Raw genomic sequence first — 24,867 nt, forward strand, 5'->3', positions numbered from 1 at the left:
CGAGTTGCAGGAAGAACCGTGATGTATGCCAATGATTCCGTCTTTTTTGACACGCTGGATGTGCGCCTTCGGGAGCAGGAGAGGGACGCCGTGCGACAGTTTCTTGCACAGTGCCAGCTCGGCATGGATGACGATATTGACATCGTTGTTGTTGGCAAGCTAGGCGGGCGGCTGATCGCCTGCGCGGGACTGGCCTCCAACACCATTAAGTGCGTTGCGGTCGATCCTGAATTCAGACACCTCAACCTGGGTGTGCAGGTGGTGAATGAAGTGATGCAGCAGGCGGCACAGCGCGGCCACTTCCACCTGTTTCTTTATACCCGACCGGAAAATGTCGACATCTTCCGAGGATGTGGATTTTACCCACTAGCGTGCTTTCAGGACAGCGCGGTGCTGATGGAAAACACACCGATTGGCATTCAGCAGTATTGTCAGTCATTGACGGCGTTTGCACAGCCCGAAGCGCTCGCAACGCGAACGGAAAAAAAGATCGGCGCCATTGTCATGAATGCAAACCCCTTCACGTTGGGCCACCGCTATCTAGCGGAACACGCGGCGCAGTCGTGTGATTGGTTGCACGTATTCGTGGTTCGGGAAGATGTTTCCTTTTTCCCCTTTAGCGAACGTCTGGAGATGGTGCAGCGCGGCGTGGAGCACATCCACAATCTAACGGTGCATGCCGGTTCGAACTACATGATCTCTAAAGCGACATTCCCCGCCTATTTCCTGAAGGAAGAGAAACTGATCACCCGCGCTCATGCCGCACTCGATTTAATCATTTTCAGGAAATATATCGCACCCGCGCTCGGGATTACCCAGCGTTTCGTCGGCACCGAACCCTTTTGCCCGGTGACGTATCAATACAACCAGGACATGCACTACTGGCTGGAGAAAGACCAGACGGTGTCTTCCCCGGCGTTAAACGTGGTTGAAATTGAACGTAAACGGCAAACATCAGGACTGGCAATTTCCGCTTCGGAAGTCAGGAAATTACTCAAACTTCGGCAGTACAGCCGTATTCAGGACATCGTGCCAGCCTCAACTTTTGAGCATTTACAACGCTATTACGAACCCGAATACGCGTAATTAAAATTAATCAGGATAAGTCTATGAAGATTGTTAAGGAGTCGCTGGCGGGCACCTTTGAGTCCAGCGATTTGCTGGTCAAAGTGGCACCGGCAGACGGGAAGCTCACCGTAGTTATCAACAGTGAAGTGATTAAGCAGTTCGGTCATCAAATTAAACAGGTCGTGAATGACACGCTGAAAGAGTTAGGCGTACAGGAAGGGACGATCATTGTGGATGACAAAGGCGCATTGGATTGTGTCATCCGTGCCCGCGTGCAAAGCGCGGTACTGCGTGCGACAGACGGACAGCAGATTGAATGGGAGAAACTATAATGAATAAGCTTCGCCGCAGTATGTTATTCCTCCCCGGTGCGAATGCCGCCATGCTGTCCAATGCGTTTATCTATAAACCTGACTCCATCATGTTCGATCTGGAAGATGCGGTTTCCTTGCGGGAAAAAGATACCGCACGCCTGCTGGTTTTCCATGCGCTCCAGCACCCGATGTATCGCGATATTGAAACCGTGGTGCGTATCAACCAGCTCAGTACGCCGTTTGGCCTGTTGGATCTTGAGGCCGCTGTGCGCGGTGGTGCCGATGTTATTCGTCTGCCAAAAACCGATTCCACCGATGATGTGGATGAGCTGGAACGTCATCTGGTTCGTATCGAAAAAGCCTGCGGCCGTGAGGTCGGCTCAACGCGCATCATGGCGGCGATTGAGTCTGCGGTGGGCGTGATTAACGCGGTTGCCATTGCACGTTCTTCCGAACGCATGATCGGGATTGCGCTGGCGGCGTTTGACTATGTGATGGATATGCAGACGGAACGCGGTGATGGCACGGAGCTATTTTATGCCCGTTGCGCGGTGCTGCATGCCGCTCGCGCTGCCGGAATTGATGCTTTCGACGTGGTTTATCCCAACGTCAATGACGATGCGGGCTTCCTGAAGGAGGTCGATCTGATCCGCAGACTGGGCTTCAACGGTAAATCCCTGATTAACCCGCGCCAGATTGAGCTGTTACACAACGCTTATGCCCCCACGCAGGATGAAGTGGACTATTCCCATCTGGTGATCAAAGCCGCCGAAGAGGGCGAACGTGCCGGTCTGGGCGTCATTTCCCTAAACGGAAAAATGATCGACGGGCCAATTATCGACCACGCCAGAAGAGTGCTGGAACGTGCTCAGGCCTCCGGCGTTCGCAAATAGCCGTTGCGTGATTACACCGCAATTGCCGCTCTCAGGAATCACAGGATTAGACAATGAGTCATTTTATTGAAGCACTGCAAAAGCAGTACCCAGAAAAACGTCATCTGCAACCCTTCGTCAACGCCAATCAAAATACGCCATGGTTGAACGATGTTGAACAAAAACATGAACGCAAACTGTGTGACGATCTGGAAGACGCGATTCGTCACAGCGGGCTGAAGGATGGGATGACGATCTCTTTCCATCACCATTTCCGCGAAGGCGATAAGGTCATTAACCGAGTGATTGATACGCTGGCGCGCATGGGTTTTCGCGATCTGACGCTGGCATCCAGCTCGCTGATGAGCTGTAACGCGCCGTTGATTGAGCACATCAAAGCGGGCGTGATCAGCCGGATTTATACCTCTGGGATGCGCGGCAAGCTGGCCGATGCGATTTCCCACGGATTAATGAAAGAACCGGTACAGATTCATTCTCACGGCGGCCGTGTCCATCTGCTGCAAAGCGGTGAGCTGAATATCGACGTCGCTTTCCTGGGCGTTCCGTGCAGCGATGAGTTTGGTAACGCCAACGGCACCGCTGGGAAATCCAGCTGTGGCTCGCTCGGCTACGCTATGGTCGATGCGCAGTTTGCCCGAAAAGTGGTACTGCTGACGGAAGCTTTGGTGCCGTTCCCGAATATGCCTGCCAGCATCGTACAAGATCAGGTGGATTATATCGTTCAGGTCGATGAAGTGGGCGATCCGGCCAAAATCAGCGTCGGCGCGGCGCGTGTTACCAGCAACCCGCGTGAATTACTGATTGCCCGTTCAGCCGCAGATGTGATTGAACATGCAGGTTATTTCAAAAACGGTTTTTCGATTCAGACGGGTTCCGGTGCAGCTTCTACGGCTTGTACGCGTTTCCTTGAAGATAAAATGCGTCAGCAAAATATTGTGGCGCGTTTTGCGCTGGGCGGTATCACCGGCGGTATTGTCGACCTGCATGAGAAAGGGCTGATCGAAAAACTGATCGATACCCAGTGCTTCGATGCCAATGCGGCCGCGTCGCTGGCGAAGAATCCGAATCATGTTGAGATTTCCACCAACGTTTATGCCAATCCGAGTTCTAAAGCGGCCTGCTGCGATCAACTGGATATGGTGATTCTCAGCGCGCTGGAAATTGACACCGATTTCAATGTCAATGTGATCACCGGTTCAGACGGCGTGATGCGTGGTGCATCCGGCGGACACTGTGATGTCGCGACGGCAGCGAACCTGACCATCGTCGTTGCACCGCTGATTCGTAGCCGTATCCCGACCGTAGTACGTCAGGTGACGACGCGCGTTACGCCGGGAGAGAGTATCGACGTACTGGTGACCGATCACGGCATTGCCGTAAACCCGGCGCGTCCAGAGGTTGCTGAACGCCTGCAACAGGCGGGGCTGAATGTGATGACGATTGAGGCACTTTATCAACGAGCGATTGCGCTTGTTGGTGAGCCACGCGCTATCGAATTTCACGATCGCATCGTCGGCGTTATTCGTTATCGCGATGGTAGCGTGATTGACGTTGTTCGTCAGGTTAAAGAAGCCAACGAATAAGCGGTAAACGCATGAGGGAATCGACGATGACAAATGCTGTTTCCATCACTCTGGAAACCTTACTCGCGGCGAAGGAACGCCGCGCAGTTCGCCAGCAAGAATGGCTCGCTCGGCACGGTGCGACGCTGGTGTCGCTGACGCTGGTCACGCCTGGGCCGGTAAAAGATAGCGAAGGCTATCGGCAGGTGATGGCGGAAGCCGTAAAGGCATTTGCCTCACTGTGCCAGACGCGCGGCTGGACAGTATTGGAAAAGCAGACATTCTGGCTGGCAACGGGGGCGGAAGGGCTGTGGGCAATCACCAAAGATGCATTGTCAGTGAAAGCGGCGACCATCGTACTGGAGGATAACCATGAACTGGGCCGGCTATGGGATTTTGACATCTTCAGCCCAGAAGAAGGATCGATTGGTCGATCCATGCTGGCGCACAGCGGACGCGCCTGCCTATTGTGCGATCAGATGGCACACGCTTGTAGCCGTTCACGTCGGCATTCACTTCCCGAGTTGCTTGAACACATTGAGGACAAGGTCAATGCCTACTTTACGCCAGCCTGACGGTGTACTGTCGGCCGCGGTCTCTCGTTCCGTCGTCAGTGAGTATCGGGAACGTTACTCACTACCGGATATCGACCAGCGCGTGGCACACGCGCTGACGATGGAAGTTATGTTGACGCCGAAGCCTGGACTGGTGGATCGCGCCAATAATGGATCTCATCGCGATATGGATGTCGCGCTGTTTCAGACCAGTATTCAGGCGATTTCTCCTTGGTTCCGACATTTTACCGACGCGGGCTATCAGCATGCTAACGTACCGCTAGCGCAGCTGTTGTCTCAGGTTCGCCCTATTGGCATCGCCTGTGAGCAGACGATGTTGTCAGCGACAAAAGGTGTGAATACCCATAAAGGTGGGATTTTCGCGTTTGGCCTGCTGTGTACCGCCGCTGGTTGGCTGACTGCGCGGGGAGAACGGGTGACGCAGCGTAGCCTGTGCGACAGCGTGGCCGCAATGTGTCACGAGTTGGTGCGTAATGAGCTAGAGACGTGCTCTGGAGCCGCAACGGCGGGTGAGCATCTCTATCAGCGGCATGGCTTAACGGGCGCGAGGGGGGAGGCCGCTAGCGGCTTCAATACCGTATGCCAGCACGCCTTGCCCGCTTTGCAGCAGGCTATTGCTGCTGGGATGGACGACGAAACGGCCCTATTGCAGACGCTGCTGGTGTTGATGGCCTACAATCCTGACACCAACGTCGTTTCGCGCGGCGGAATGGATGGATTAGCGTTTGTGCAAGACTATGCGCAGAGATTACTGGCTGGCCCACTGGATCGTCAGGCTCTGATAAAGATGGATGAGGCGTTGATTGCCAGAAATCTTAGTCCGGGCGGCAGTGCCGATCTACTGGCCTTAACTTGGCTGCTGTATCACTATCCTACCGAATAGCGAACATATGTTGCAAAACAGCGAGTTGGCCTTGTGATGGTTACGTCGATGATTCCCATCATTTGACAGCTCGTTGACACTTTTCTGATTTTTCCACTAAGGTTATTGAGAAAATTGCCGATATCGTTTTCACCAACTTCTACCCGTAATACGTCGAGTTACCATGTGCTGGCTAACCAAATTCGTTCCCGGCGAATTTTCGCTTCGCTTGCCACCCTCTTGTAACTTGAATTATTTAGGGTAGGTATCATGCTGTTTCAGGTACTCCGAGTAATCGTTTTCGATATGCAGCCAGTGCTGTGGCATCGTGTATGGCACACATGGGACTTGAAAGATAACGGAGAGGCGTGCATCAATATAAGCCATTGACACATAATCCATGTAAATAATGGTGGGGATGAAAGCGGTGAATGAAAATTTGAAAGAGCAGTTTGTTAAGCGCAACAAACTGGCTATCTGTGCAACGTTGCGCGAGTTAAAGAAGAATGATACGTCTCTGATGGTCCATCATTCTCATGGACAATTCATCAGCAAAATTCTTGACGTTGTACCCGATAATAACCTGTTTGTCTTCGATTTAGGCGGCATTGAGCGTGAAAATAGCCGTGCGCTGTATGCGGGCGCGTTGTCTTTCATTGCCGAGCCTGCTGGCGCGAAAGTTGAATTTAATGCTGAAATTGCGAAAACGGTGAACTACGACGGACTGCCTGCCTTTAGCGCGCAGATTCCTGAACTCCTTTATCTTATCCAGCGCAGAACCTATTTCCGCATCAATACGCCACTGTGGCCGCCGTTGACCTGCCGTGGCGAACTGCCGGATGACAGTGTTTTCACGTTCACCATCAAAGATCTCTCTCTGGGGGGATTAAGTCTGTATACCGACCGCGATACCACGGGGCTGTTGACCGAAGGGGACATCATTAAAAGCGTGGAGATGGATCTTGCTGACCACGGTTTTTTCTGCGTGGATTTGCAGTTTGTCGGCCAGGCAATGGTGAAGATCGTCGATAACAAAGGCGAATTGAAACTGACTCAGCGTTTGAGCTTCAAGTTCCCTTCACTGAACGCGGCACAGGAACGGGATCTTCAGCAGGTGATTTTTGAGTTGGAAAAATTACAAAACGAAAAGAAAAAGCGGTTCCAGGAATTGTAATTTTTAAGTGCAACCCTTTGTTTGGGCTTCACACATAACAGCAACGTTTTTCATTACGAGAATTAACGTATCGCCCGACTTATTTACCTATAAGTAATGCGAAAGCCCGCGTACAGGCGGCTTGAAGTATCACGGGGATAAATAAATGGTTTCTAACGTTCTCAGAGCCTTGTCAGATGAGATCGTCTGGGGCAGAATACGCGCCTTGCAAAATAACCGACGTCTAATAGCGTCGGTTATTTTTTTACATTTATGCTCGTCATACTTCAGGTTACAGGGGTATTGGTGTGGTTCTTACCTTCTCTCTGTGACTCAGGTTTGCTGGGTATAGGGTCTTCAACGAAAGAGGCCGGACAACGATCCGGATAGATAATTTTGTGTGTGCCTGTGAGCACAGTGAGGAAAGGAAAGATGGGGCAATTAACACGTTTCGCACCGGTGCCCGCCGGTTTGTGCTGCAAAGGTATTGGTTATGGCGCGACGCAGTCGCAGGTTATCTCTGGTGCTGTTACAGCCACCTCTTCTCATCGTGATTCAGGCGATCCCTGTATCCACTCTCTTATTTTCAGTACGTTCGAGTACGACTTTAGTGCGTTCGCAGATAACAATGCCGCGTCTGCCGTGATAAACGGAGGTGTGCGTCATGTCGCTTGATACGCATCTGCCTAATGCTGGCACAAAACGTACTCAGCTCAAAAGAACACTCACGCTGTGGCCCGTTGTCATGATGGGGCTGGCGTACATGCAGCCGATGACCATTTTTGATACCTTCGGTATCGTGTCTGGCCTGACTGACGGTCATGTGGCTACCGCCTATGCGTTTGCGTTGGTCGCTATTCTGTTCACGGCGCTGAGCTACGGCAAATTGGTAAAACGTTTCCCGTCTGCCGGTTCTGCTTATACCTATGCACAAAAAGCGATTAGCCCGCACGTTGGGTTTATGGTCGGCTGGTCGTCACTGTTGGACTATCTGTTCATGCCGATGATCAACATCCTGCTGGCGAAAATCTATCTGGAAGCGATTTTCCCCGGCGTTCCGTCATGGATTTTTGTGGCGGCGCTGGTCGGGCTGATGACGCTGTTTAACCTGCGTGGCATCAATCTGGTTGCTAACCTGAACTCCATTATCGTGGTGGTACAGGTCGCTATCATGGCGGTGTTCCTGGGTCTGGTGATTCACGGTGTTTATCTGGGTGAAGGTGCGGGTACATTGACCAGCACGCGTCCGTTCTGGTCCGAGGACGCCCATGTCGTGCCTATGATCACTGGGGCAACCATTCTCTGCTTCTCGTTTCTGGGTTTTGACGGCATCAGCTCTCTGTCAGAAGAAACGCATGATGCGGGCCGGGTGATTCCCAAAGCCATCTTCCTGACGGCGCTGTTCGGCGGCGTGATCTTTGTTGCCGTGGCGTATTTCCTGCAACTGTATTTCCCGGATATTTCGCGCGTTAAAGAGCCTGATGCTTCTCAGCCGGAAATTATGCTGTATGTGGCGGGTAAATTCTTCCAGTCCGTCATTCTGGTGTTCTCCTGTGTCACGGTGCTGGCATCCGGTATGGCTGCACATGCAGGTGTCTCTCGCCTGATGTATGTGATGGGGCGTGATGGCGTGTTCCCTGAGCGTTTCTTCGGCTACATCCACCCGAAATGGCGTACGCCGTCGTTGAACGTCTTGCTGGTTGGCGTGATTGCACTGTCTGCGGTTTCGTTCGATCTGGTGACAGCAACCGCGTTGATTAACTTCGGGGCGCTGGTGGCGTTTACGTTCGTGAACCTGTCGGTGATTTCACAGTTCTATATCCGTGAACGTCGCAACCGTACTGTGAAAGACACTATTAACTTCCTCGTGCTGCCCGTGATGGGTGCGTTGACGGTGGGGGCGCTGTGGGTCAATCTGGAAGCCAGTTCGATGACGCTGGGTCTGGTGTGGGCAACGATCGGGTTGTTATATCTGGCGTTTGTGACGCGTAGTTTTCGTCAGCCGGTGCCGCAATGCAGTGAAGAGCCCGTGTAAGTCAATTGATGGTTTATCGATGAAAAGAAGCGGAGCCAATGTGCTCCGCTTCTTTATGCCTTATCCCACCAGTTCCTGCGCATAGGCGTAAAGCGCTTTGAGCTGTGCCATCTTCTCTTTATCGTTTTCATGAAGCTGATACAGATCGCTGAGTTCTGACAGGTAGGACTGCAAGCGTTCCGACGTAAATACTGCACGCCGATGCTGTAGCCAACGCTGTTGCTCGCGGTCATCCAGCGTACCGGGGAAATTGCGGGCGCGGTAGCGGAAGAAAAGTGGCTCCAGACGATTATCGGCAAACGTGAGATCTAACGCAGGGAGATTCTGCGGCGCGGTCTCCTGAATAATCTTCATCGCCATGCGGTCGGCATCGCCAAAGAAGCCATCATAAAGCCGTAAATCGACATCATCAGACGCGGCAAAGGCGGGGGCTTCGGCAAACAACGCTACCACTTTCTCCCTGATGTCTGCGTTGTTACGCAGCAGCGCCAGATTATCCAGACAGCGTTGACGGTCGATGCCCAACCTTGCCGCATCCTCCGGCCGTAAGGTATTAGCTGGCGCTAATACTGGGCATTTATTGATGTGCACCAGCTTGAGCGGAACTGCGCTTTGATCGGCAGTCAGCGCATCTCGGCGCGTATATAACCGTTCACGTAATGCCTCGCTGTCCAACTCCAGCAGCGGTGTCATATCGCCAGCCAGATCGCACATGATGACCGCATTACGGTTATCCGGATGCCAGGCGAGCGGCACAATCCAACTGGTATTGCTTCTCGCCGCGCCAAACATACCGGAGACGTGAACGAGCGGCTTCATTTGTGGGATATCGATCAGTACGGAAATTTTGTTTTTATTGCGCAGCGGAAAAAGATACTCGAAAAGCTTGGGCTGCGCCTGCTTGAACAGTTTCGCCATCGCGATGGTGGCATAAACGTCGGACATCGCATCATGCGCTTGCTCGTGCGCAATACCGTTGGCTTTCGTCAGATGTTCAAGACGGAAACTGGGTAAGCCGTCATCGTTTTCGGGCCAGACGATGCCTTCCGGTCGCAGGGCATAGCAGGCGCGTAGCGCATCCAGCAAATCCCAGCGAGAATTACCGTTCTGCCAGCTGCAGGCGTAAGGATCGTAGAAGTTACGATAGAAAATATTACGGCTGACTTCATCATCAAAGCGGATGTTGTTGTAGCCCATAATGCAGGTGCCGGGCACGCTGAATGCGTCGTGGATCTGACGGGCGAACTCGGCTTCATTGACGCCTTTCGACAATGCGATCTGCGGAGTGATTCCGGTGATCATCACCGCTTCTGGCTCCGGCAGGTAATCATCGGTCGGGCGACAATAAATAACCAACGGCTCACCGATGATATTGAAATCCATATCGGTACGGACACCCGCAAACTGCGCGGGGCGATCGCGCGCTGGGTGTTTGCCAAATGTCTCGTAATCATGAATGAAAAAAGTGGGTTGTGTTTTATCGGCCATATATGCAGTTAGCTACGTGTATGCGCTGAGCCTGAAGTTAGGAAAAACAGACTGGAAAACGGCAAGGATACCATCGAATCGATTTTTCTGTGGTGCTTTACTGATTTACATCACTTCCCTGACTTACATCAATAGGAAGGGAGACATAATCACTAGGCATGTGTGTGTCCATTCGGTTACAATTTTCGTTTTAATGCGAATGATAATTAAATTCTTTATTACCTCGTAGATGACTCTGTGAGGAGCATTCGGCAACAAACAGCGAAATGGAGAACACACTTATGCGGTTAAATGCAGCGTTTGCAGCGAAGGCGACGTTATTGGCATCTATGTTTGTTTTGGCCAGCTGCGATCAGCAGGCATCGTCTTCAGAAGGGAGTCATACGGTAAGCATTGAGCATGCACAGGGAACTACACAGGTTCCGCAGCCGCCGAAGAAAGTAATTGTGTTTGACCCGACATCGTTGGATACGCTGGACGCGTTGAAAGCCGAAGGAATTGCTGGCGTACCGAAAAGCAGCACGCCGCTGCCTGCATTTTTATCAAAATACAACAGCGATAATTACCTGAACGCAGGGACGCTGTTTGAACCTGTCTATGAAGCGCTCAGCAGCGCTAAACCCGACCTGATTATTGCCGGTGGACGCACGCGCGATGCCTACGACAAACTGAGTGGCATTGCACCGACGATCTCGATGGATGTGGATGAGCATCAGTTTATGACGAGCTTTATACAGCGCATCGAGCAACTGGGCACCATCTTCGGCAAAGAAGATGAAGCGAAAAAACAGATAGATGACTTTAAACAACAGATCGTCCAAACGCGCGCCAAAACGGAAAACGCGGGCAATGCGTTGGTATTGATGATTAGCGGCGGAAAAATGTCTGCCTATGGTCCCAAATCGCGCTTTGGCTTCGTATTTGATGAGTTGGGCTTCAAACCTGCGACTGAGTTCCCTGATTCAGGCCGTCATGGCAACGTCGTGACATCAGAATTTTTGCTGAGCGTGAACCCTGAGTGGCTGTTTATTCTTGACCGTGACAGTGCGATTGGTCGCCCAGGTGGAGAATCTGCCAAACAGGTGCTGGATAATCCGCTGATTCACAAAACCAACGCCTGGAAAAACAATCACGTGGTCTATCTGGATTCTGCATCGCTGTATATCGCTGGGGGGCTGCAAAGCTACAAAAACCTCGTGAGTACCGTCAGCGACGCGTTGGATAAGAAATAACGGCAGAATCAATGAAGTCTTTTTACTATTCACTGGGTCTTTTTTTTCTGGCCTGCATGGTCGTTGTCAGCCTATTTGTTGGGGCAGGGCAGTTAAACATACAGGCCGTCTGGAACGACCCAGAAATGCGCGATATTTTCTTTATCAGCCGCGTTCCTCGCACTCTGGCTTTGCTACTGGCAGGCAGCGCGATGAGTGTGGCCGGTCTTATCATGCAGTTGCTGACACAAAACCGGTTTGTCGAACCGTCTCTGGCGGGGACCACACAGTCGGCCAGCCTTGGCCTGCTGGTGGTGATGATTGTCGTGCCTGGTGCGACAATCATCACCAAAATGGTGGTGGCGAGCCTGTTTGCGTTGGCGGGCACATTCCTGTTTATGATGCTGTTACAGCGGATTGTGCTGAAGTCTGCACTGGTTGTGCCGCTGGTTGGCATTATGCTGGGTGCGGTGATCAGTTCAATCACCACGTTTGGTGCGATGTATTTTGATCTGTTACAGGCGCTTGGCAGTTGGGAATCAGGTGATTTTTCCGGTGTCTTGCAGGGGCGTTACGAGCTGCTCTGGCTGGTTGGCGTGTTAACGCTGGTCGCCTGCTGGATTGCCGACCGTTTCACCGTCGCAGGAATGGGGCGTGAGTTCTCCGTTAATGTCGGCCTTAACTATCGACAGGTGATGTTGATGGGGCTGAGCATCATTGCCATAGTCAGTGGCGTCGTGGTGGTGGTGGTCGGTAGCCTGCCCTTTATCGGACTGATTGTGCCGAACCTAATCAGCATGATGCTGGGCGACAATGTACGCAAAACGATTCCGTGGGTGTGCCTGCTCGGCGGCGGTCTGGTACTGTGCTGCGATATTATCAGCCGCGTGATTCGTTATCCTTTCGAAATTCCGGTGAGCGTGGTTCTCGGCGTCATTGGCGCTGCCGTTTTCCTTCTCTTATTGCTAAGTCAGAAACGCCATGTCAGTCAATGAACGTAATACGGTGCTGACCGCTGCTGTCAGCGAAAAACGTGCGGGCTTATCTCCTGTCCAGCGATTGCTGTGTCTGACGGGTGTGGCTGTCGTGGTGATCGTGCTGTTTATGACCATCAATCTAGGCAGCAATTTACGCTACATTTTGACGCACCGTGGGCTGATGCTGACAACGATGCTGCTGGTGGCTTTTGCTGCCAGTGCATCGACCGTGCTATTCCAAACAGTGACGAACAACCGGGTATTGACGCCGTCGATTATGGGGTTTGAAGCCCTGTTTATCCTGATTCAAACGTCGCTGGTCTTTACTTTCGGCATTGCCGGTATTCCGGGGCTGGGTATTGAGGGCAAATTTGTTCTTGAGACGCTGCTGCTCATTATTTTCTCTGCACTGCTGTATCGCTGGCTGTTTACCGGCAGCCGCAATAACCTGCATCTGGTGTTGCTGGTCGGCATTATCTGCGGCACGTTGTTTCGCAGCATGGCGGGCTTGATGCAGCGCCTGTTGACCCCCGGTGAGTTCGCCATCTTGCAGGGGCGGATGTTTGCCACCTTCACCCGCACTGTCCCCGAACTGGTTGCGCTGTCTGTCGTGATTACGTTAGTGGTCGCGGTGGTGATCTGGCGTATGCGCTTTCGTTTTGATGTGCTGGCGCTGGGGCGCAATAACGCGATTAATCTTGGCATCGACTACAAACGCAGCGTCACTGTCATTCTACTGCTGGTTTCCGTGCTGGTCGCCATTTCAACGGCGCTGGTCGGCCCGTTGACCTTCTTAGGTTTTATGGTCGCAAACCTTGCCTATTTGGTCATTGGTTCCAGCCAACATCGCCTGTTGTTACCGGCGGCTTTCCTGCTGGGCGTCATTTCGCTGGTTGGCGGACAATTGGTGCTTGAGCATCTGCTGGATATGTCTGGCGCGCTGTCGGTCGTTATCGAATTTGTGGGTGGATCGCTGTTTATTGTGTTGCTACTGAAAAAGGTTTCCGTGTGATTGAGATCGGCAATGTAACGAAAACGTATAATAACGTGACCGTATTGAACAATGTCACGGCGACGGTGCCTCGTGGTGGCGTTACGTCGATTATCGGCCCGAATGGTGCAGGGAAGTCGACATTGTTGTCTATCATCAGTCGCCTGCTGGAAGCCGATAGCGGGCAGGTAAAAGTTAACGGCATGGATGTGATGACAACGCCAAGCGATAAGCTGGCGACGTGTTTATCCGTGCTACGGCAGGAAAATCAGTTTACCAGTCGCTTAACGGTGGCAGAGCTGGTGGGCTTTGGGCGCTATCCTTACACCAAAGGGCGACTGAACGCTGACGATCGTGAACGCATCAGCGCGGCGCTGGCTTTCCTCAACCTGACCGAGTTGAAAGATCGATTTTTAGATGAACTTTCCGGCGGCCAACGTCAGCGGGCCTATGTCGCGATGGTGCTGTGTCAGGACACGGAATACGTGTTGCTGGATGAACCGTTGAATAATCTGGATATGAAGCATGCCGTGGCGATGATGAAGCAAATTCGCCGTGCGGCCGATGAGTTAGGTAAAACCATTGTGCTAGTTATCCACGACATCAACTTTGCTTCCGCCTATTCGGACTACATCATTGCGATGCGCAAAGGGCAGATTATCTATACGGGAAAACCGGAAGACATCATGGTGTCCGATGTGTTGGAAGATATTTTCGATACGGAAGTGGCCATTGAAGAGGTTCATAACCAACGTATCGCAGTATATTACCGCTGAATACCCGTCATACTTCAAGCCGCATGTACGTTGGCAATACTCGGCTCATATTCGAGCCTCGCCCTATAGGGCCGTCGCAAGCGACGTTCAAATCGACTAAGTCAATTTGTCCTTGCTCACCCCAGTCACTTACTTGAGTAAGCTCCTGGGGACTCGTGCGGTCGCCGCCTGCATGCAACTCGAATTATTTAGGGTATGGTTTGGTGACAGAGTATCCGCTTAGCGATGCGTTAGCGCAAAGGGCGTAAGCACTGCTTGAAAGACGCTGGGTATAACCTGTATGGTGAATGCATAAAGAATTTATGTATGACTTAAGGTAAGGGCTAAAGATGGATAAGGACACTAAGCCGTGTTTCCAGGATGTGCTGGAATTCGTGCGTATGTTTCGTCGTAAAAATAAGCTTCAACGTGAAATCGTCGACAACGAAAAGAAAATTCGTGATAACCAGAAGCGCGTTCTGCTGCTGGACAACCTGAGCGAATACATTAAACCTGGCATGTCCATCGAGGACGTGCAAAATATCATCGCTAACATGCGCGGTGATTATGAAGACCGTGTTGATGACTACATCATCAAGAACGCCGATCTGTCGAAAGAACGTCGTGAGCTGTCTAAGAAACTGAAAGCGATGGGCGAAGTTAAGTAACCTAAGCACCGTTTTCTACCGTAAAAGGATCGCTTCGGCGGTCCTTTTTCTTTTGTCCTCTAAGCCATAATCCTTTTCTTTCTGTTAACTGCTAGTTTGCGTGCGGATGCTCCGGTTATTGATGGCTCTGTTGCTGGTGAACATGCTGAAGGCCCAGAGAATTAGAATCTCGCTCGCACTATGGATGTCATTTTTTGCAATTCAGTCGTTTTCTTGCGAAACGCTTCCCTACCTGAGTTTTCCGTTCTGTTGCATTAGTCTGGGTTACTGCAACATCCCATAGCGAACCACAGGGAAAGAGGGAAGGTGCATCATGGTAATGGACGATGTCGGTAAATAGTCTGGCGTGGGCGAGCGTGCTTGGCATCCTGCCGCTGCTTTTTTTACCGCAGATCCCAGCGTTAACACCGCTGTTATGGGGAATTGTGCTGTCGACCTGCGTGATATTCGTGGGATGTCGTCATGCGGGAATACGCTTTCTGGCTTTTGTTGCCGTGAGTTTTTGCTGGGCATTATTGAATGCTCAAACTCTGTTGCTGCAAATTGATCGCGTCACGCAGGACCCAGTTAACGCTGTCGTGACAATAAGCAGTATACGGTTCAGTGAACACAATGACGCCTTGCTCACCGTTAGGTTGGAGGAAGTCAACCAGCGCCGGATATTTCCTCCGCTGTATGCCCAACTTACCTTATCACCTGTTATGCAAAACTGGTGCGGTGGTCAACGCTGGGCAATCACTGCCACTTTTCGCCCCATCCATAGTCGACTAAATGAAGGCGGCTTTGATAGCCAACGCTGGGCTGTAGCCAAGCGACAACCACTATCGGGCCGTGTACTAACGGCAAACGTACTCGATGGCCGTTGTGATTTTCGCCAGCGCACGATTGCGCAGGCAGAACAGCAGGTACAAGGATTGCCTTGGCGTTCTATTTTACTGGCGCTGACGTTTGGTGAGATGAAAACGGTTAGTCCGGAACTCAAGACGCTACTTCAGAATACCGGAACGATGCATCTGATGGCGATCTCTGGTCTCCATATCGTGCTCGCGGGTCTGGTGGGTTGGGGAATGGCGCGGGCTTTACAGTATGGCTTTCCTGTACCGTGGATTGGCTACATATTCCCATTACTGATGAGTATTGTGGCTGCATGGGGATATGTCTGGCTGGCAGGAGGAAACCCTCCTGCGGTACGGTCTGCGCTGGCACTTAGCGTATGGGTTTGTCTAAAAGTGCGGAGCGTTAACTGCTCAGCTTGGCAGGTTTGGCTCTGGTGTGTTGCGTTAATTCTGGTCAGCGATCCATTAAGCGTACTGTCAGACAGTTTTTGGCTATCTTGCCTTGCGGTAGCCTCGCTTATTTTCTGGTTTCAGTGGGCACCGCTTCCCCATAAGTTACAGACCCAGCGCCGGTGGTTCTGGCTGCGCTGGATCCATCTACAAACAGGTATCACATTGCTATTGATGCCCTTGCAACTGCATATTTTCCATGGTTTTAGCATCACCTCTTTGCCCGCTAACCTTTGGGCTGTACCTTTAGTATCCTTCGTTACCACACCGCTGATTTTGCTGGCATTGACCACTATCGGGTTCGCGCCGCTGAGTGATATTCTATGGTGGCTGGCGGATATTTCGCTGCGTGTGGTATTCGCACCGCTGTCTTATCTACAGACAGGATGGATTTATCTTGATGCGTCTCTGCTACTAGGGAGTATCGCGGGATGGGGCGCAGTGGTGATATGGCGCTTTAGCTGGTGGCGAATTTATCCCGCGAGCATTGGCGCTCTGATCCTGGTTTTATTGGTATTTCGCACAAAGAGTGATGCGCCGGATTGGCGTGTGGACATGCTGGATGTCGGCCACGGTTTGGCAATCGTGATCGAACAGCGTGGGAAGGCGGTGCTATATGATACGGGAAATCGCTGGGAAGGAGGCGACATGGCGACGCGAGAAATTCTACCTTACCTGCGATGGCAGGGCGTCGATGTAGAAAACATTATCTTGAGCCACAGCCATATGGATCATATCGGGGGACTGGAGACGCTACAAACCGCTTACCCTGAAGCAACGATATATAGCGCGACCAAATCTATGAATCATCACCCTTGTCTGCGTGGTGAGCGCTGGCGCTGGCAGGATCTCACCTTTACCGTCCTATGGCCGTTAGCACTCGTCGAGAGAGCAGAAAATAACGACTCCTGCGTTATCCGCGTAGATGATGGGAAACACAGCGTCTTATTGACGGGCGATCTGGAGTCGGATGCGGAAAAGGCGTTGATTCAGTTAGAACGCAGTGCGCTGCGTGTGAATTTGTTACAAATCCCCCACCATGGCAGTAAGACCTCATCGTCACCTCCCTTTATTCGTGCAGTTAATGCTGAGTTGGCTATGGCCTCAGCGGCACGCTATAACCCATGGCGGCTGCCTTCAGTAAAGATTGTCGATCGATATCGGCAATATGGCTACTCGTGGTTGGATACTGCGTCATTCGGGCAATTAAGTGCACGTTTTTTCAGCGATTCATGGCATGTTCTGCGGTTCAGGGATCACATATCGTCGCGTTGGTATCATCAGTGGTTTGGCGTAGAGCGGTATAATGAGTAAAATGGTCGGCTATTTCTTCCCTATTCAGGTTCACTACATGCTGAATGATAAAGATCTCTCCACCTGGCAGACTTTTCGCCGCCTATGGCCGATGATCTCTCCTTTTAAGGCAGGGCTTGCTGTTGCTGCAATTGCGCTCATTATTAACGCAGCTGGCGATACACTCATGCTTTCACTGCTTAAACCTTTGCTGGATGAAGGATTTGGTAAGGCGGATCGCTCCGTATTGCTCTGGATGCCGCTGGTTGTTATTGGGTTGATGTTAGTCAGGGGGGCGTCGGGCTTTGTCTCCAGCTACTGCGTTTCTTGGGTTTCAGGCAAAGTGGTGATGAATATGCGCCGCCGCCTTTTCTCTCATATTATGGGTATGCCGGTCGCATTCTTTGATCAACAGTCAACAGGAACGCTATTATCCCGTATTACCTATGATTCAGAGCAGGTTGCGGCTTCGTCATCTGGCGCGTTAATTACTGTTGTCAGAGAAGGGGCCTCTATTATTGGCCTGTTCATTCTGATGTTCTACTACAGCTGGCAGTTGTCCATCATCCTGATTGTGATTGCGCCGATTGTGTCGATCGCCATGCGCATGGTGTCCAAACGGTTCCGTAGTATCAGTAAAAACATGCAGGATACGATGGGGCACGTCACCACCAGCACGGAGCAAATGCTTAAAGGGCATAAAGAAGTGCTGATGTTTGGCGGTCAGGACGTCGAGACTAAACGCTTCGAACAGGTCAGTAACCGGATGCGTCAGCAGGGCATGAAGATGGTATCTGCTTCTTCAATTTCCGACCCTATCATTCAGTTGATCGCTTCTCTGGCCTTGGCATTCGTGCTGTATGCTGCCAGCTTCCCTAGCGTAATGGAAACGCTAACCGCGGGGACGATTACGGTGGTGTTCTCTTCCATGATTGCGCTGATGCGTCCGTTAAAATCACTGACTAACGTGAACGCACAGTTCCAGCGCGGTATGGCCGCATGCCAGACGCTGTTCGCTATTCTGGACATGGAACAGGAACGTGACACGGGTAAACGAGAAATCGAACGTGCGAAAGGTGAGCTCGAATTCCGTCAGGTGAATTTCGCTTATCCGGCAAGAGAAAATCTGGCGCTGAAGAACATCAATCTGCATATCCCCGTGGGTAAAACGGTCGCGTTGGTTGGCCGCTCTGGTTCAGGCAAATCGACGATTGCTAGTTTGATCACGCGTTTTTACGATATTCAGTCGGGTGAGATTCTCCTCGATGGCCATGATTTACGTGAGTATCGCTTGTCTTCCTTGCGTAATCAGGTGGCGCTGGTTTCTCAAAACGTCCATCTGTTCAACGACACGATAGCAAACAATATCGCTTATGCCCGCAACGAAAACTATAGCCGTGAAGAAATTGAGCGCGCTGCAAAAATGGCATATGCAATGGACTTCATCAATAAGATGGAGCACGGTTTGGATACGGTCATTGGTGAAAATGGCGTGATGCTTTCTGGCGGGCAACGGCAGCGTATCGCGATTGCCCGTGCGCTGCTGCGTGATAGCCCAATCCTGATATTGGATGAGGCTACGTCGGCGCTGGATACGGAATCCGAACGCGCGATTCAGGCAGCATTAGACGAACTGCAAAAAGATCGGACCGCGCTGGTGATTGCACACCGTCTTTCCACGATTGAGAAAGCGGATGAGATTCTGGTGGTTGAGGATGGAAGAATTATTGAGCGAGGCAATCATACCGCGTTACTGGCGGCTAACGGTGCCTATGCTCAACTACATAGAATGCAGTTCGGCGAATGATTGAGCGTATTTGGTCCGGACAATCGCGGCTCTATTGGCTGTTACTGCCGCTTTCGTGGTTATACGGACTCATTACTTTTCTCATCCGTCAGAGCTATCGGCTAGGATGGCGGAAAAGCTGGCGATCTCCCGTGCCCATCGTGGTTGTGGGGAACCTGACGGCAGGCGGCAATGGGAAAACACCCGTAGTCATTTGGCTCGTCGAACAGTTGCAGCGCAGAGGCTATCGTGTCGGCGTGGTGTCGCGTGGTTACGGTGGAAAAGCTGAACGTTATCCGCTGCTGCTGAATGAATCGGTGACGACAGTGCAGGCTGGCGATGAACCAGTGTTGATTTTCCAACGCACTGGCGCGCCCGTTGCGGTAGCCCCTCGTCGCGCGGAAGCTGTGAGCGCATTATTGGCTCGACACACGCTAGATGTGGTGATCACAGACGATGGATTACAGCACTATGCGTTGGCAAGAGATATCGAATTGGTTGTGATTGACGGGATGCGGCGTTTTGGCAATGGATGGTGGTTGCCTGCGGGCCCGATGCGGGAAAGAGAAAGTCGCCTAGCGTTGGTGGATGCCGTCGTTGTTAACGGCGGTGTTCCGCAAACAAACGAGATAGGCATGACATTAACGGCGGGTATGGCGGTTAATTTACTGTCAGGTGAATCCCGCTCGCTTAGCCAGTTGCATGATGTGGTTGCGATGGCGGGCATCGGACATCCTCCTCGTTTTTTTGCTACGCTGCGCGATGCGGGCGTCAGCATTGCACGCGAAGTTGCCTTTGCTGACCATCAATCGTACCAGCCAGAACAGCTCGCATTGCTGACTCAAGATACGACGCAGCCGTTGCTGATGACGGAAAAAGATGCGGTAAAATGTAAGGCGTTTGCCCAGGATAACTGGTGGTATCTGCCCGTCGATGCGGTGCTAGCCGAGCCTCAGGGCACGCAATTGCTCGACAAACTAGAATATATGCTTAATCGGAATGTTGGCAGCAGAACGTAAATCGTCATTCTGCTACGATTTTAGGTATCCTCTGTGGGTATCAACTTATTAGATCGCTGCTACGGCGATAAAGAAAATGTCGGTCATTGATCGGCCAAAGATGGAGGAAGCATGGATCACCGTTTACTTGAGATTGTTGCCTGTCCTGTTTGTAATGGTCGGCTGTATTTTAATAAAGAGAAACTGGAGCTGATATGCAAGGCCGATGGGTTGGCCTATCCAGTTCGTGATGGTATCCCTGTGCTGCTGGAGAATGAGGCACGTAAACTTGGGGCTGACGAGATAACGCAATGACCTTTACTGTGATCATCCCTGCGCGCTTTGCGTCAAGCCGACTGCCGGGTAAACCGCTGGCGGACATCAACGGCAAACCGATGGTCGTTCATGTGATGGAACGGGCACAGGAATCAGGGGCACAGCGCGTCATTGTTGCCACCGATCATCCTGATGTTGAGGTTGCCGTGCGGCAGGCTGGTGGTGAAGTGTGTTTGACTCGCGCCGATCATAATTCTGGCACCGAGCGGCTGGCTGAAGTCATCGAACGCTATGGTTTTACCGATGACGACATCATTGTTAACGTTCAGGGGGATGAACCACTCATTCCATCCGTTATCATTCGTCAGGTGGCGGAAAACCTTGCAGCCAGTAAAGCAGGAATGGCGACACTGGCCGTGCCGATTGAAACCAGTGAAGAAGCCTTCAATCCGAATGCAGTAAAAGTGGTGACCGACGCTGAGGGATACGCGCTGTATTTTTCCCGAGCGACGATTCCCTGGGACAGAGAGCGTTTTGCTCAGTCGAAGGAAACCATTGGCGATCATTTCCTCCGGCATATAGGTATTTATGCCTACCGTGCGGGTTTTGTTCGTCGTTATGTCACATGGGCCCCGAGCCAACTGGAGCAAATCGAATTACTGGAGCAACTACGTGTGCTGTGGTACGGCGAGAAGATTCATGTTGCGGTTGCCAAAGCCGTTCCTAGCGTCGGTGTTGATACACCAGAAGATCTAGCCCGTGTGCGACAAGTCATGGCTGGTCAATAAAACGTATCACACTAACCTGCTATAAGTACTTCATGGGCGTCTATTCTTGACGAAATAGATGCCCATGAAACTTTTCTTAAGACCATCACTTTATTTTTAAATTATTTAGTACTTATTTAGATAACTATACCCTAAATAATTCGAGTTTCAGGCAGGCGGCAAGGGAATGAGTCCCGATGAGCTTACTCAAGTAAGTGATTCGGGTGAGTGAACGTAGCCAACGTACATGCAACTTGAAGTATGACGGGTAAATTCTTAAATTTTCTCAAACTACGCTGTATCGCTTTATTTATGCAGGTTATGTATTCCCATCCTGAATTGAACCGCCGCGAGTGGAACTTTTATTTTTATATTTAAATGCTACTATCAATTCGCCATGTTTTCGCATGGCGTTTTTTGTTATTTCAACTAAGGATGGTAATGATATGGATGCTAAACGTTATATAGCAAAAATTTTTCTCGGCGGTATGTTAATGGGTGCAGCTGCGGGCAGCAGTGCGGCGGTTTATTACATGGCACCTAACGGCGATGACGCGAGTAACGGCAGTAAAAACTCTCCCTGGAAAACGATCGATCGCGCGCAGAAAACGTTAAATGCTGGCGACCGTCTGTGGGTTCGTGGCGGTAAATACGTGTTCACTAAGGGACTGAACGTTTGTGCTACTCGCACTGATGTAGTGAATGCGATCACGCTAAGTAAGAGCGGAACGGAAGGTAAACGCATAGAGTATTGGGCGTCTAGCGGAGAAGTACCAATTTTTGATTTCAGCCAGATGCAGGATGATTGCCGCGTTAAAGGGTTCAACGTTGTCGCAGATTGGGTTTCTGTGAAAGGGTTGGAAATAACCGGTGTTCCGCAACGTAATAACCTTAACCATGAATCCTGGGGCGTGTGGAATAGGGGCAGCAATAATATATTTGAGCAGTTGAATATTCACCATATTATGGGGACGGGCCTGTTCATTCAGCGTGGGGGAAATAATCTGGTATTGAATAGTGACTCTCACCATAATTACGACCCACTGACATCTAATGGTGCGGGCCAAAGTGGAGATGGCTTCGGTGCGCATATCCCTGCTAATCAGCCAGGTAATATTTTCCGTGGTTGCCGGGCATGGTCAAACTCAGATGATGGCTTCGATTTAATTAATGCCTATTCTCCGGTGTTGATTGAAAACTCTTGGGCCTGGTCGCACGGTTATCTACCGGGGACGACACAATCACTGGCAGCAGGTAACGGCAATGGTTTTAAAATCGGTGGCTACGGTGGTGTTTATGTGGCAAATGCGGTGAAACATACCGTGCGTAACTCGGTTGCGTTTTTAAATAAGGCAGCTGGTTTTTATGCCAACCACCATCCGGTAGCGAACGATTTCTTTAACAACACGGGCTATAAAAATAACCCGAACTTTGCTATCCGCGGCATTGATGCAAACGGAAAAGCAATTGGGCTGGGTACGCTGCGTAACAACGTTTCCCACGGCGGTAAAGACTTGTCGTTCTCCGACGGGGCAAACATGCGCTATAACTCGTGGGATCTGAAAATTGTGGTATCAGATGCTGATTTCGAGAGCGTTTCCGTCACCGGATGGGATGCGCCGCGTCAGGCGGATGGTAGCTTGCCAGTACTCAAGAGCCTGCATCTTGCTTCGGGCAGCGCGTTGATCAACAAGGGTGGCGATGTCAAATTGCCTTACAAAGGATCGGCTCCAGATTTGGGTGCCTTTGAACGCGAATAGTAGTGGCGTGGTAGTACACTGGCCTGTCACTCACGATATTCCCTGCTGACGTGCAGGGGATATTGCTGCAATAACTTCAGCAGGGCGTGATCCCTGCCGTCATTGATCCCCGCTTATACTCTAAATAATTCGAGTTTCAGGCAGGCGGCAAGCGAAGGAGTCCCGATGAGCTTACATAAGTAAGTGATTCGGGTGAGTGACAAATCCGCCAAAGGCTGATTTGAGCGCTGCTTGCAGCGACCCCAACGGGGCGAGGCCCACGCGAGTGGGCTGAGTAGTGCAGCCAACGCACATGCAACTTGAAGTATGACGAGTATATTTGATCTGCATTGAAGTATTTGTCCTCTGCTCGCCGCATCATGGTGGGTGGAGCTATTTGGCTCAACTGAGGTATAGCCGTTTATGGAACAGTTGAAATCGGAACTCAGTACGGTTTTGGGGGAAAGCCTCAGCCGACTTGAGCGCATAAGCGAACAGCCCTATGCGGATCTGTATGCCTTGTATGATAAAGAGGGTCATGCGATTCCTTTGTTGGCCAAAAGTTATGTTTGCCAGGGGGTGGCGCAGCAGGAAGCCTATAAACTTTCGATGCTGGCGCGTGAAGGCGATGTCCGTCTGCCAACCGTCTATGGACTGGTGTTGACGCAACAGCAGCCTTATCGGGAACTGCTGCTGATTGAGCGCTTGCGCGGTGTGTCGGTGGAGGCTCCCCCAAGAAGCGGCCAGCGCTGGACGCTGCTGATGGATCAAATTGTTGAAAACGTACTGGCCTGGCACCGAATTGACAGCCATGGCTGTGTCGGTTCTGTCGATAGCACACAGGACAACGATTGGTTCAGTTGGTACCAGCAGCGTCTGGAAGTCCTGTGGTCTACGTTGCTTAATGTCAATGCGCCTCAGCTCACACAGCAGGATCGTACCGTGCTTTATCGTTCGCGCCAGTGTCTGGAAGTGTTGTTTGAGGATTTTGACGACAGCTGTGTGTTGGTGCACGGCAACCTTTCGCTACGCAGTATGTTGAAGGATGCGCGTAGCGACCAACTATTAGCGATGATTAATCCGGGGATGATGCTGTGGGCACCCAGAGAGTATGAACTCTTTCGGCTTTGCGAATCCGGAATGCCGGAGCAACTGCTTTATCACTACCTCAAACAAGCACCGGTATCTGAATCCTTCGTCTACCGGCGCTGGCTCTATGTCATTTGGGAAGCAGTGTCCCGCTATATCCATACAGGACAGTTAGACCGTCAGCTATTTGATGTGGCTTCTCGCGAGCTATCTCCCTGGCTGGAGTGAGTCTGCGGTTGTTCCGCGTCGTGCGGTGCTGCCGAGGTTCCCTTTAGCAACTGCCAGAGGCGACCGAGCGTTTCATACCAGGCTCGCTCGCTGTGTGATAAATAGTAAGCTGAAGGGAACACTTTCTCCCACGGGTTGAGCGCAGAGGTGATCGCCATCTGATTCGCCGGAGCGGGAATCGGTGCTAGCCCCTGAGCCTGGAAAAAGCGGATGGCGCGAGGCAGATGGTTAGCTGAGGTCACCAGCAGAAAAGGGCGATCGCCAACAATCTTAGCGGTTGCCGCTGCTTCTTCTTCCGTATCCCTTGGCGTATCAAGAATGACGATATCCTGCCGAGGGATACCCAAACTCTCTGCTACCAGCGCCGCGGTTTTCGCACTACTGACAGGATTCCCCTGTGCCGCCCCGCCAGTAAAAATCAATTTTGCGCCGGGGTTGGCATGATAAAGGCGAATGCCTTCCGTGACGCGCGGGAGGCTGTTGCTGATGAGGTTGGAGCTGGGCGCCCATTCCGCGTTATAGGTATATCCCCCGCCTAGCACGACAATATAGTCGGCTTTGCTCGCCTGTGACGTCTGCTGCCAGGTTGGATACTGTGATTCCAGTGGTAACAATAGTCGATCGGCCACAGGTTGCAGGCTGAGTAGAATAAGCATCAGCCAACTGCCTAATACCATCGTTTTCCCCGTGCGCTGCCGCCGAGTAAACCAGAGCAACAACAGGCCAACACCCATCAAAAGCAGTAGCAATGGCAGAGGTTGCAGAAGGCCACCGACGAACTTTTTGAGTGTGAAAAGCATAAAATTGCATTCCTTTTGAGTGAAAAAACCGCATCTGGGAAGATATCATGCGG

23 protein-coding genes are annotated in these 24,867 nt (G+C 51.5%); 21 read left to right on the forward strand and 2 right to left on the reverse strand.

Annotation, left to right across the window (positions count from 1 at the left end):
* Positions 1–21: 21 nt before the first annotated feature.
* From citC to DCX48_01035, 9 genes are all read left to right on the forward strand, one after another.
* Positions 22–1,086, forward strand: coding sequence for a [citrate (pro-3S)-lyase] ligase (gene citC / locus DCX48_00995; protein ID QXE17111.1), 1,065 nt, complete (start codon positions 22–24; stop codon positions 1,084–1,086).
* 23 nt (positions 1,087–1,109) lie between these two features.
* A complete protein-coding gene (gene citD, locus DCX48_01000; GenBank protein QXE13204.1) occupies positions 1,110–1,400 on the forward strand; it encodes a citrate lyase acyl carrier protein in 291 nt (96 codons plus the stop codon).
* Positions 1,400–2,275, forward strand: a complete 876-nt coding sequence (gene citE, locus DCX48_01005; protein ID QXE13205.1) for a citrate (pro-3S)-lyase subunit beta — start codon at positions 1,400–1,402, stop codon at positions 2,273–2,275. The genes citD and citE overlap by 1 nt, the downstream gene beginning before the upstream one ends.
* A 53-nt stretch (positions 2,276–2,328) precedes the next feature.
* Entirely contained in the window at positions 2,329–3,858 is a 1,530-nt protein-coding gene (citF, locus tag DCX48_01010; protein ID QXE13206.1) for a citrate lyase subunit alpha, read from the forward strand.
* 26 nt (positions 3,859–3,884) lie between these two features.
* The gene (gene citX / locus DCX48_01015; protein QXE13207.1) at positions 3,885–4,412 is read left to right on the forward strand and encodes a citrate lyase holo-[acyl-carrier protein] synthase; all 528 of its coding nucleotides are present in this window, start codon (positions 3,885–3,887) and stop codon (positions 4,410–4,412) included.
* Positions 4,390–5,295 carry a triphosphoribosyl-dephospho-CoA synthase CitG gene (gene citG / locus DCX48_01020; GenBank protein QXE13208.1) on the forward strand — a complete coding sequence of 302 codons (906 nt, stop codon included), beginning with the start codon at positions 4,390–4,392 and terminating at the stop codon, positions 5,293–5,295. The genes citX and citG overlap by 23 nt, the downstream gene beginning before the upstream one ends.
* A 397-nt stretch (positions 5,296–5,692) precedes the next feature.
* Positions 5,693–6,448, forward strand: a complete 756-nt coding sequence (locus DCX48_01025) for a flagellar brake protein (GenBank protein ID QXE13209.1) — start codon at positions 5,693–5,695, stop codon at positions 6,446–6,448.
* Between the two features lie 411 nt (positions 6,449–6,859).
* On the forward strand, positions 6,860–7,102 hold the full coding sequence (locus DCX48_01030; protein ID QXE13210.1) for a hypothetical protein: 243 nt from the start codon (positions 6,860–6,862) through the stop codon (positions 7,100–7,102).
* Entirely contained in the window at positions 7,092–8,462 is a 1,371-nt protein-coding gene (locus tag DCX48_01035; GenBank protein QXE13211.1) for an APC family permease, read from the forward strand. Before DCX48_01030 ends, DCX48_01035 begins: the two co-directional genes overlap by 11 nt.
* A gap of 60 nt (positions 8,463–8,522) precedes the next feature.
* Here the strand turns inward: DCX48_01035 and DCX48_01040 are convergent, their stop codons facing one another.
* Entirely contained in the window at positions 8,523–9,950 is a 1,428-nt protein-coding gene (locus DCX48_01040) for an exodeoxyribonuclease I (protein QXE13212.1), read from the reverse strand.
* A gap of 266 nt (positions 9,951–10,216) precedes the next feature.
* Between DCX48_01040 and DCX48_01045 the strand changes: the two genes are divergently transcribed.
* The 12 genes from DCX48_01045 (at position 10,217) to DCX48_01100 (ending at position 24,014) form a co-directional block, all read left to right on the forward strand.
* Complete coding sequence (locus DCX48_01045; protein ID QXE13213.1) at positions 10,217–11,182, forward strand: siderophore ABC transporter substrate-binding protein; 966 nt, start codon at positions 10,217–10,219, stop codon at positions 11,180–11,182.
* Between the two features lie 11 nt (positions 11,183–11,193).
* The gene (locus DCX48_01050) at positions 11,194–12,156 is read left to right on the forward strand and encodes an ABC transporter permease (protein ID QXE13214.1); all 963 of its coding nucleotides are present in this window, start codon (positions 11,194–11,196) and stop codon (positions 12,154–12,156) included.
* Positions 12,143–13,150, forward strand: coding sequence for an enterobactin ABC transporter permease (locus DCX48_01055; protein QXE13215.1), 1,008 nt, complete (start codon positions 12,143–12,145; stop codon positions 13,148–13,150). The genes DCX48_01050 and DCX48_01055 overlap by 14 nt, the downstream gene beginning before the upstream one ends.
* Complete coding sequence (locus DCX48_01060; protein ID QXE13216.1) at positions 13,147–13,905, forward strand: ABC transporter ATP-binding protein; 759 nt, start codon at positions 13,147–13,149, stop codon at positions 13,903–13,905. Before DCX48_01055 ends, DCX48_01060 begins: the two co-directional genes overlap by 4 nt.
* A gap of 329 nt (positions 13,906–14,234) precedes the next feature.
* Positions 14,235–14,552 carry a DUF496 family protein gene (locus DCX48_01065; GenBank protein QXE13217.1) on the forward strand — a complete coding sequence of 106 codons (318 nt, stop codon included), beginning with the start codon at positions 14,235–14,237 and terminating at the stop codon, positions 14,550–14,552.
* A gap of 326 nt (positions 14,553–14,878) precedes the next feature.
* Positions 14,879–17,152 (forward strand): ComEC family protein, encoded by a 2,274-nt coding sequence (locus DCX48_01070; GenBank protein ID QXE13218.1) that lies wholly within the window; start codon positions 14,879–14,881, stop codon positions 17,150–17,152.
* Between the two features lie 37 nt (positions 17,153–17,189).
* Positions 17,190–18,938: a lipid A ABC transporter ATP-binding protein/permease MsbA gene (gene msbA, locus DCX48_01075; GenBank protein ID QXE17112.1), complete on the forward strand. Its 1,749-nt coding sequence runs from the start codon at positions 17,190–17,192 to the stop codon at positions 18,936–18,938.
* A complete protein-coding gene (locus DCX48_01080; protein QXE13219.1) occupies positions 18,935–19,936 on the forward strand; it encodes a tetraacyldisaccharide 4'-kinase in 1,002 nt (333 codons plus the stop codon). Before msbA ends, DCX48_01080 begins: the two co-directional genes overlap by 4 nt.
* Positions 19,937–20,047: 111 nt before the next feature.
* The gene (locus DCX48_01085) at positions 20,048–20,230 is read left to right on the forward strand and encodes a hypothetical protein (GenBank protein ID QXE13220.1); all 183 of its coding nucleotides are present in this window, start codon (positions 20,048–20,050) and stop codon (positions 20,228–20,230) included.
* The gene (locus DCX48_01090; protein ID QXE13221.1) at positions 20,227–20,979 is read left to right on the forward strand and encodes a 3-deoxy-manno-octulosonate cytidylyltransferase; all 753 of its coding nucleotides are present in this window, start codon (positions 20,227–20,229) and stop codon (positions 20,977–20,979) included. Before DCX48_01085 ends, DCX48_01090 begins: the two co-directional genes overlap by 4 nt.
* Before the next feature lie 425 nt (positions 20,980–21,404).
* The gene (locus DCX48_01095) at positions 21,405–22,718 is read left to right on the forward strand and encodes a pectate lyase (GenBank protein QXE13222.1); all 1,314 of its coding nucleotides are present in this window, start codon (positions 21,405–21,407) and stop codon (positions 22,716–22,718) included.
* A gap of 402 nt (positions 22,719–23,120) precedes the next feature.
* Positions 23,121–24,014 (forward strand): hypothetical protein, encoded by an 894-nt coding sequence (locus DCX48_01100; GenBank protein QXE13223.1) that lies wholly within the window; start codon positions 23,121–23,123, stop codon positions 24,012–24,014.
* Here the strand turns inward: DCX48_01100 and elyC are convergent.
* Positions 23,966–24,814 (reverse strand): envelope biogenesis factor ElyC, encoded by an 849-nt coding sequence (elyC, locus tag DCX48_01105; GenBank protein ID QXE13224.1) that lies wholly within the window; start codon positions 24,812–24,814, stop codon positions 23,966–23,968. The genes DCX48_01100 and elyC overlap by 49 nt on opposite strands.
* Positions 24,815–24,867: the final 53 nt, after the last annotated feature.

Origin of the sequence: Pectobacterium atrosepticum (genome assembly GCA_019056595.1) — a bacterium.
Lineage (GTDB): Bacteria > Pseudomonadota > Gammaproteobacteria > Enterobacterales > Enterobacteriaceae > Pectobacterium > Pectobacterium atrosepticum.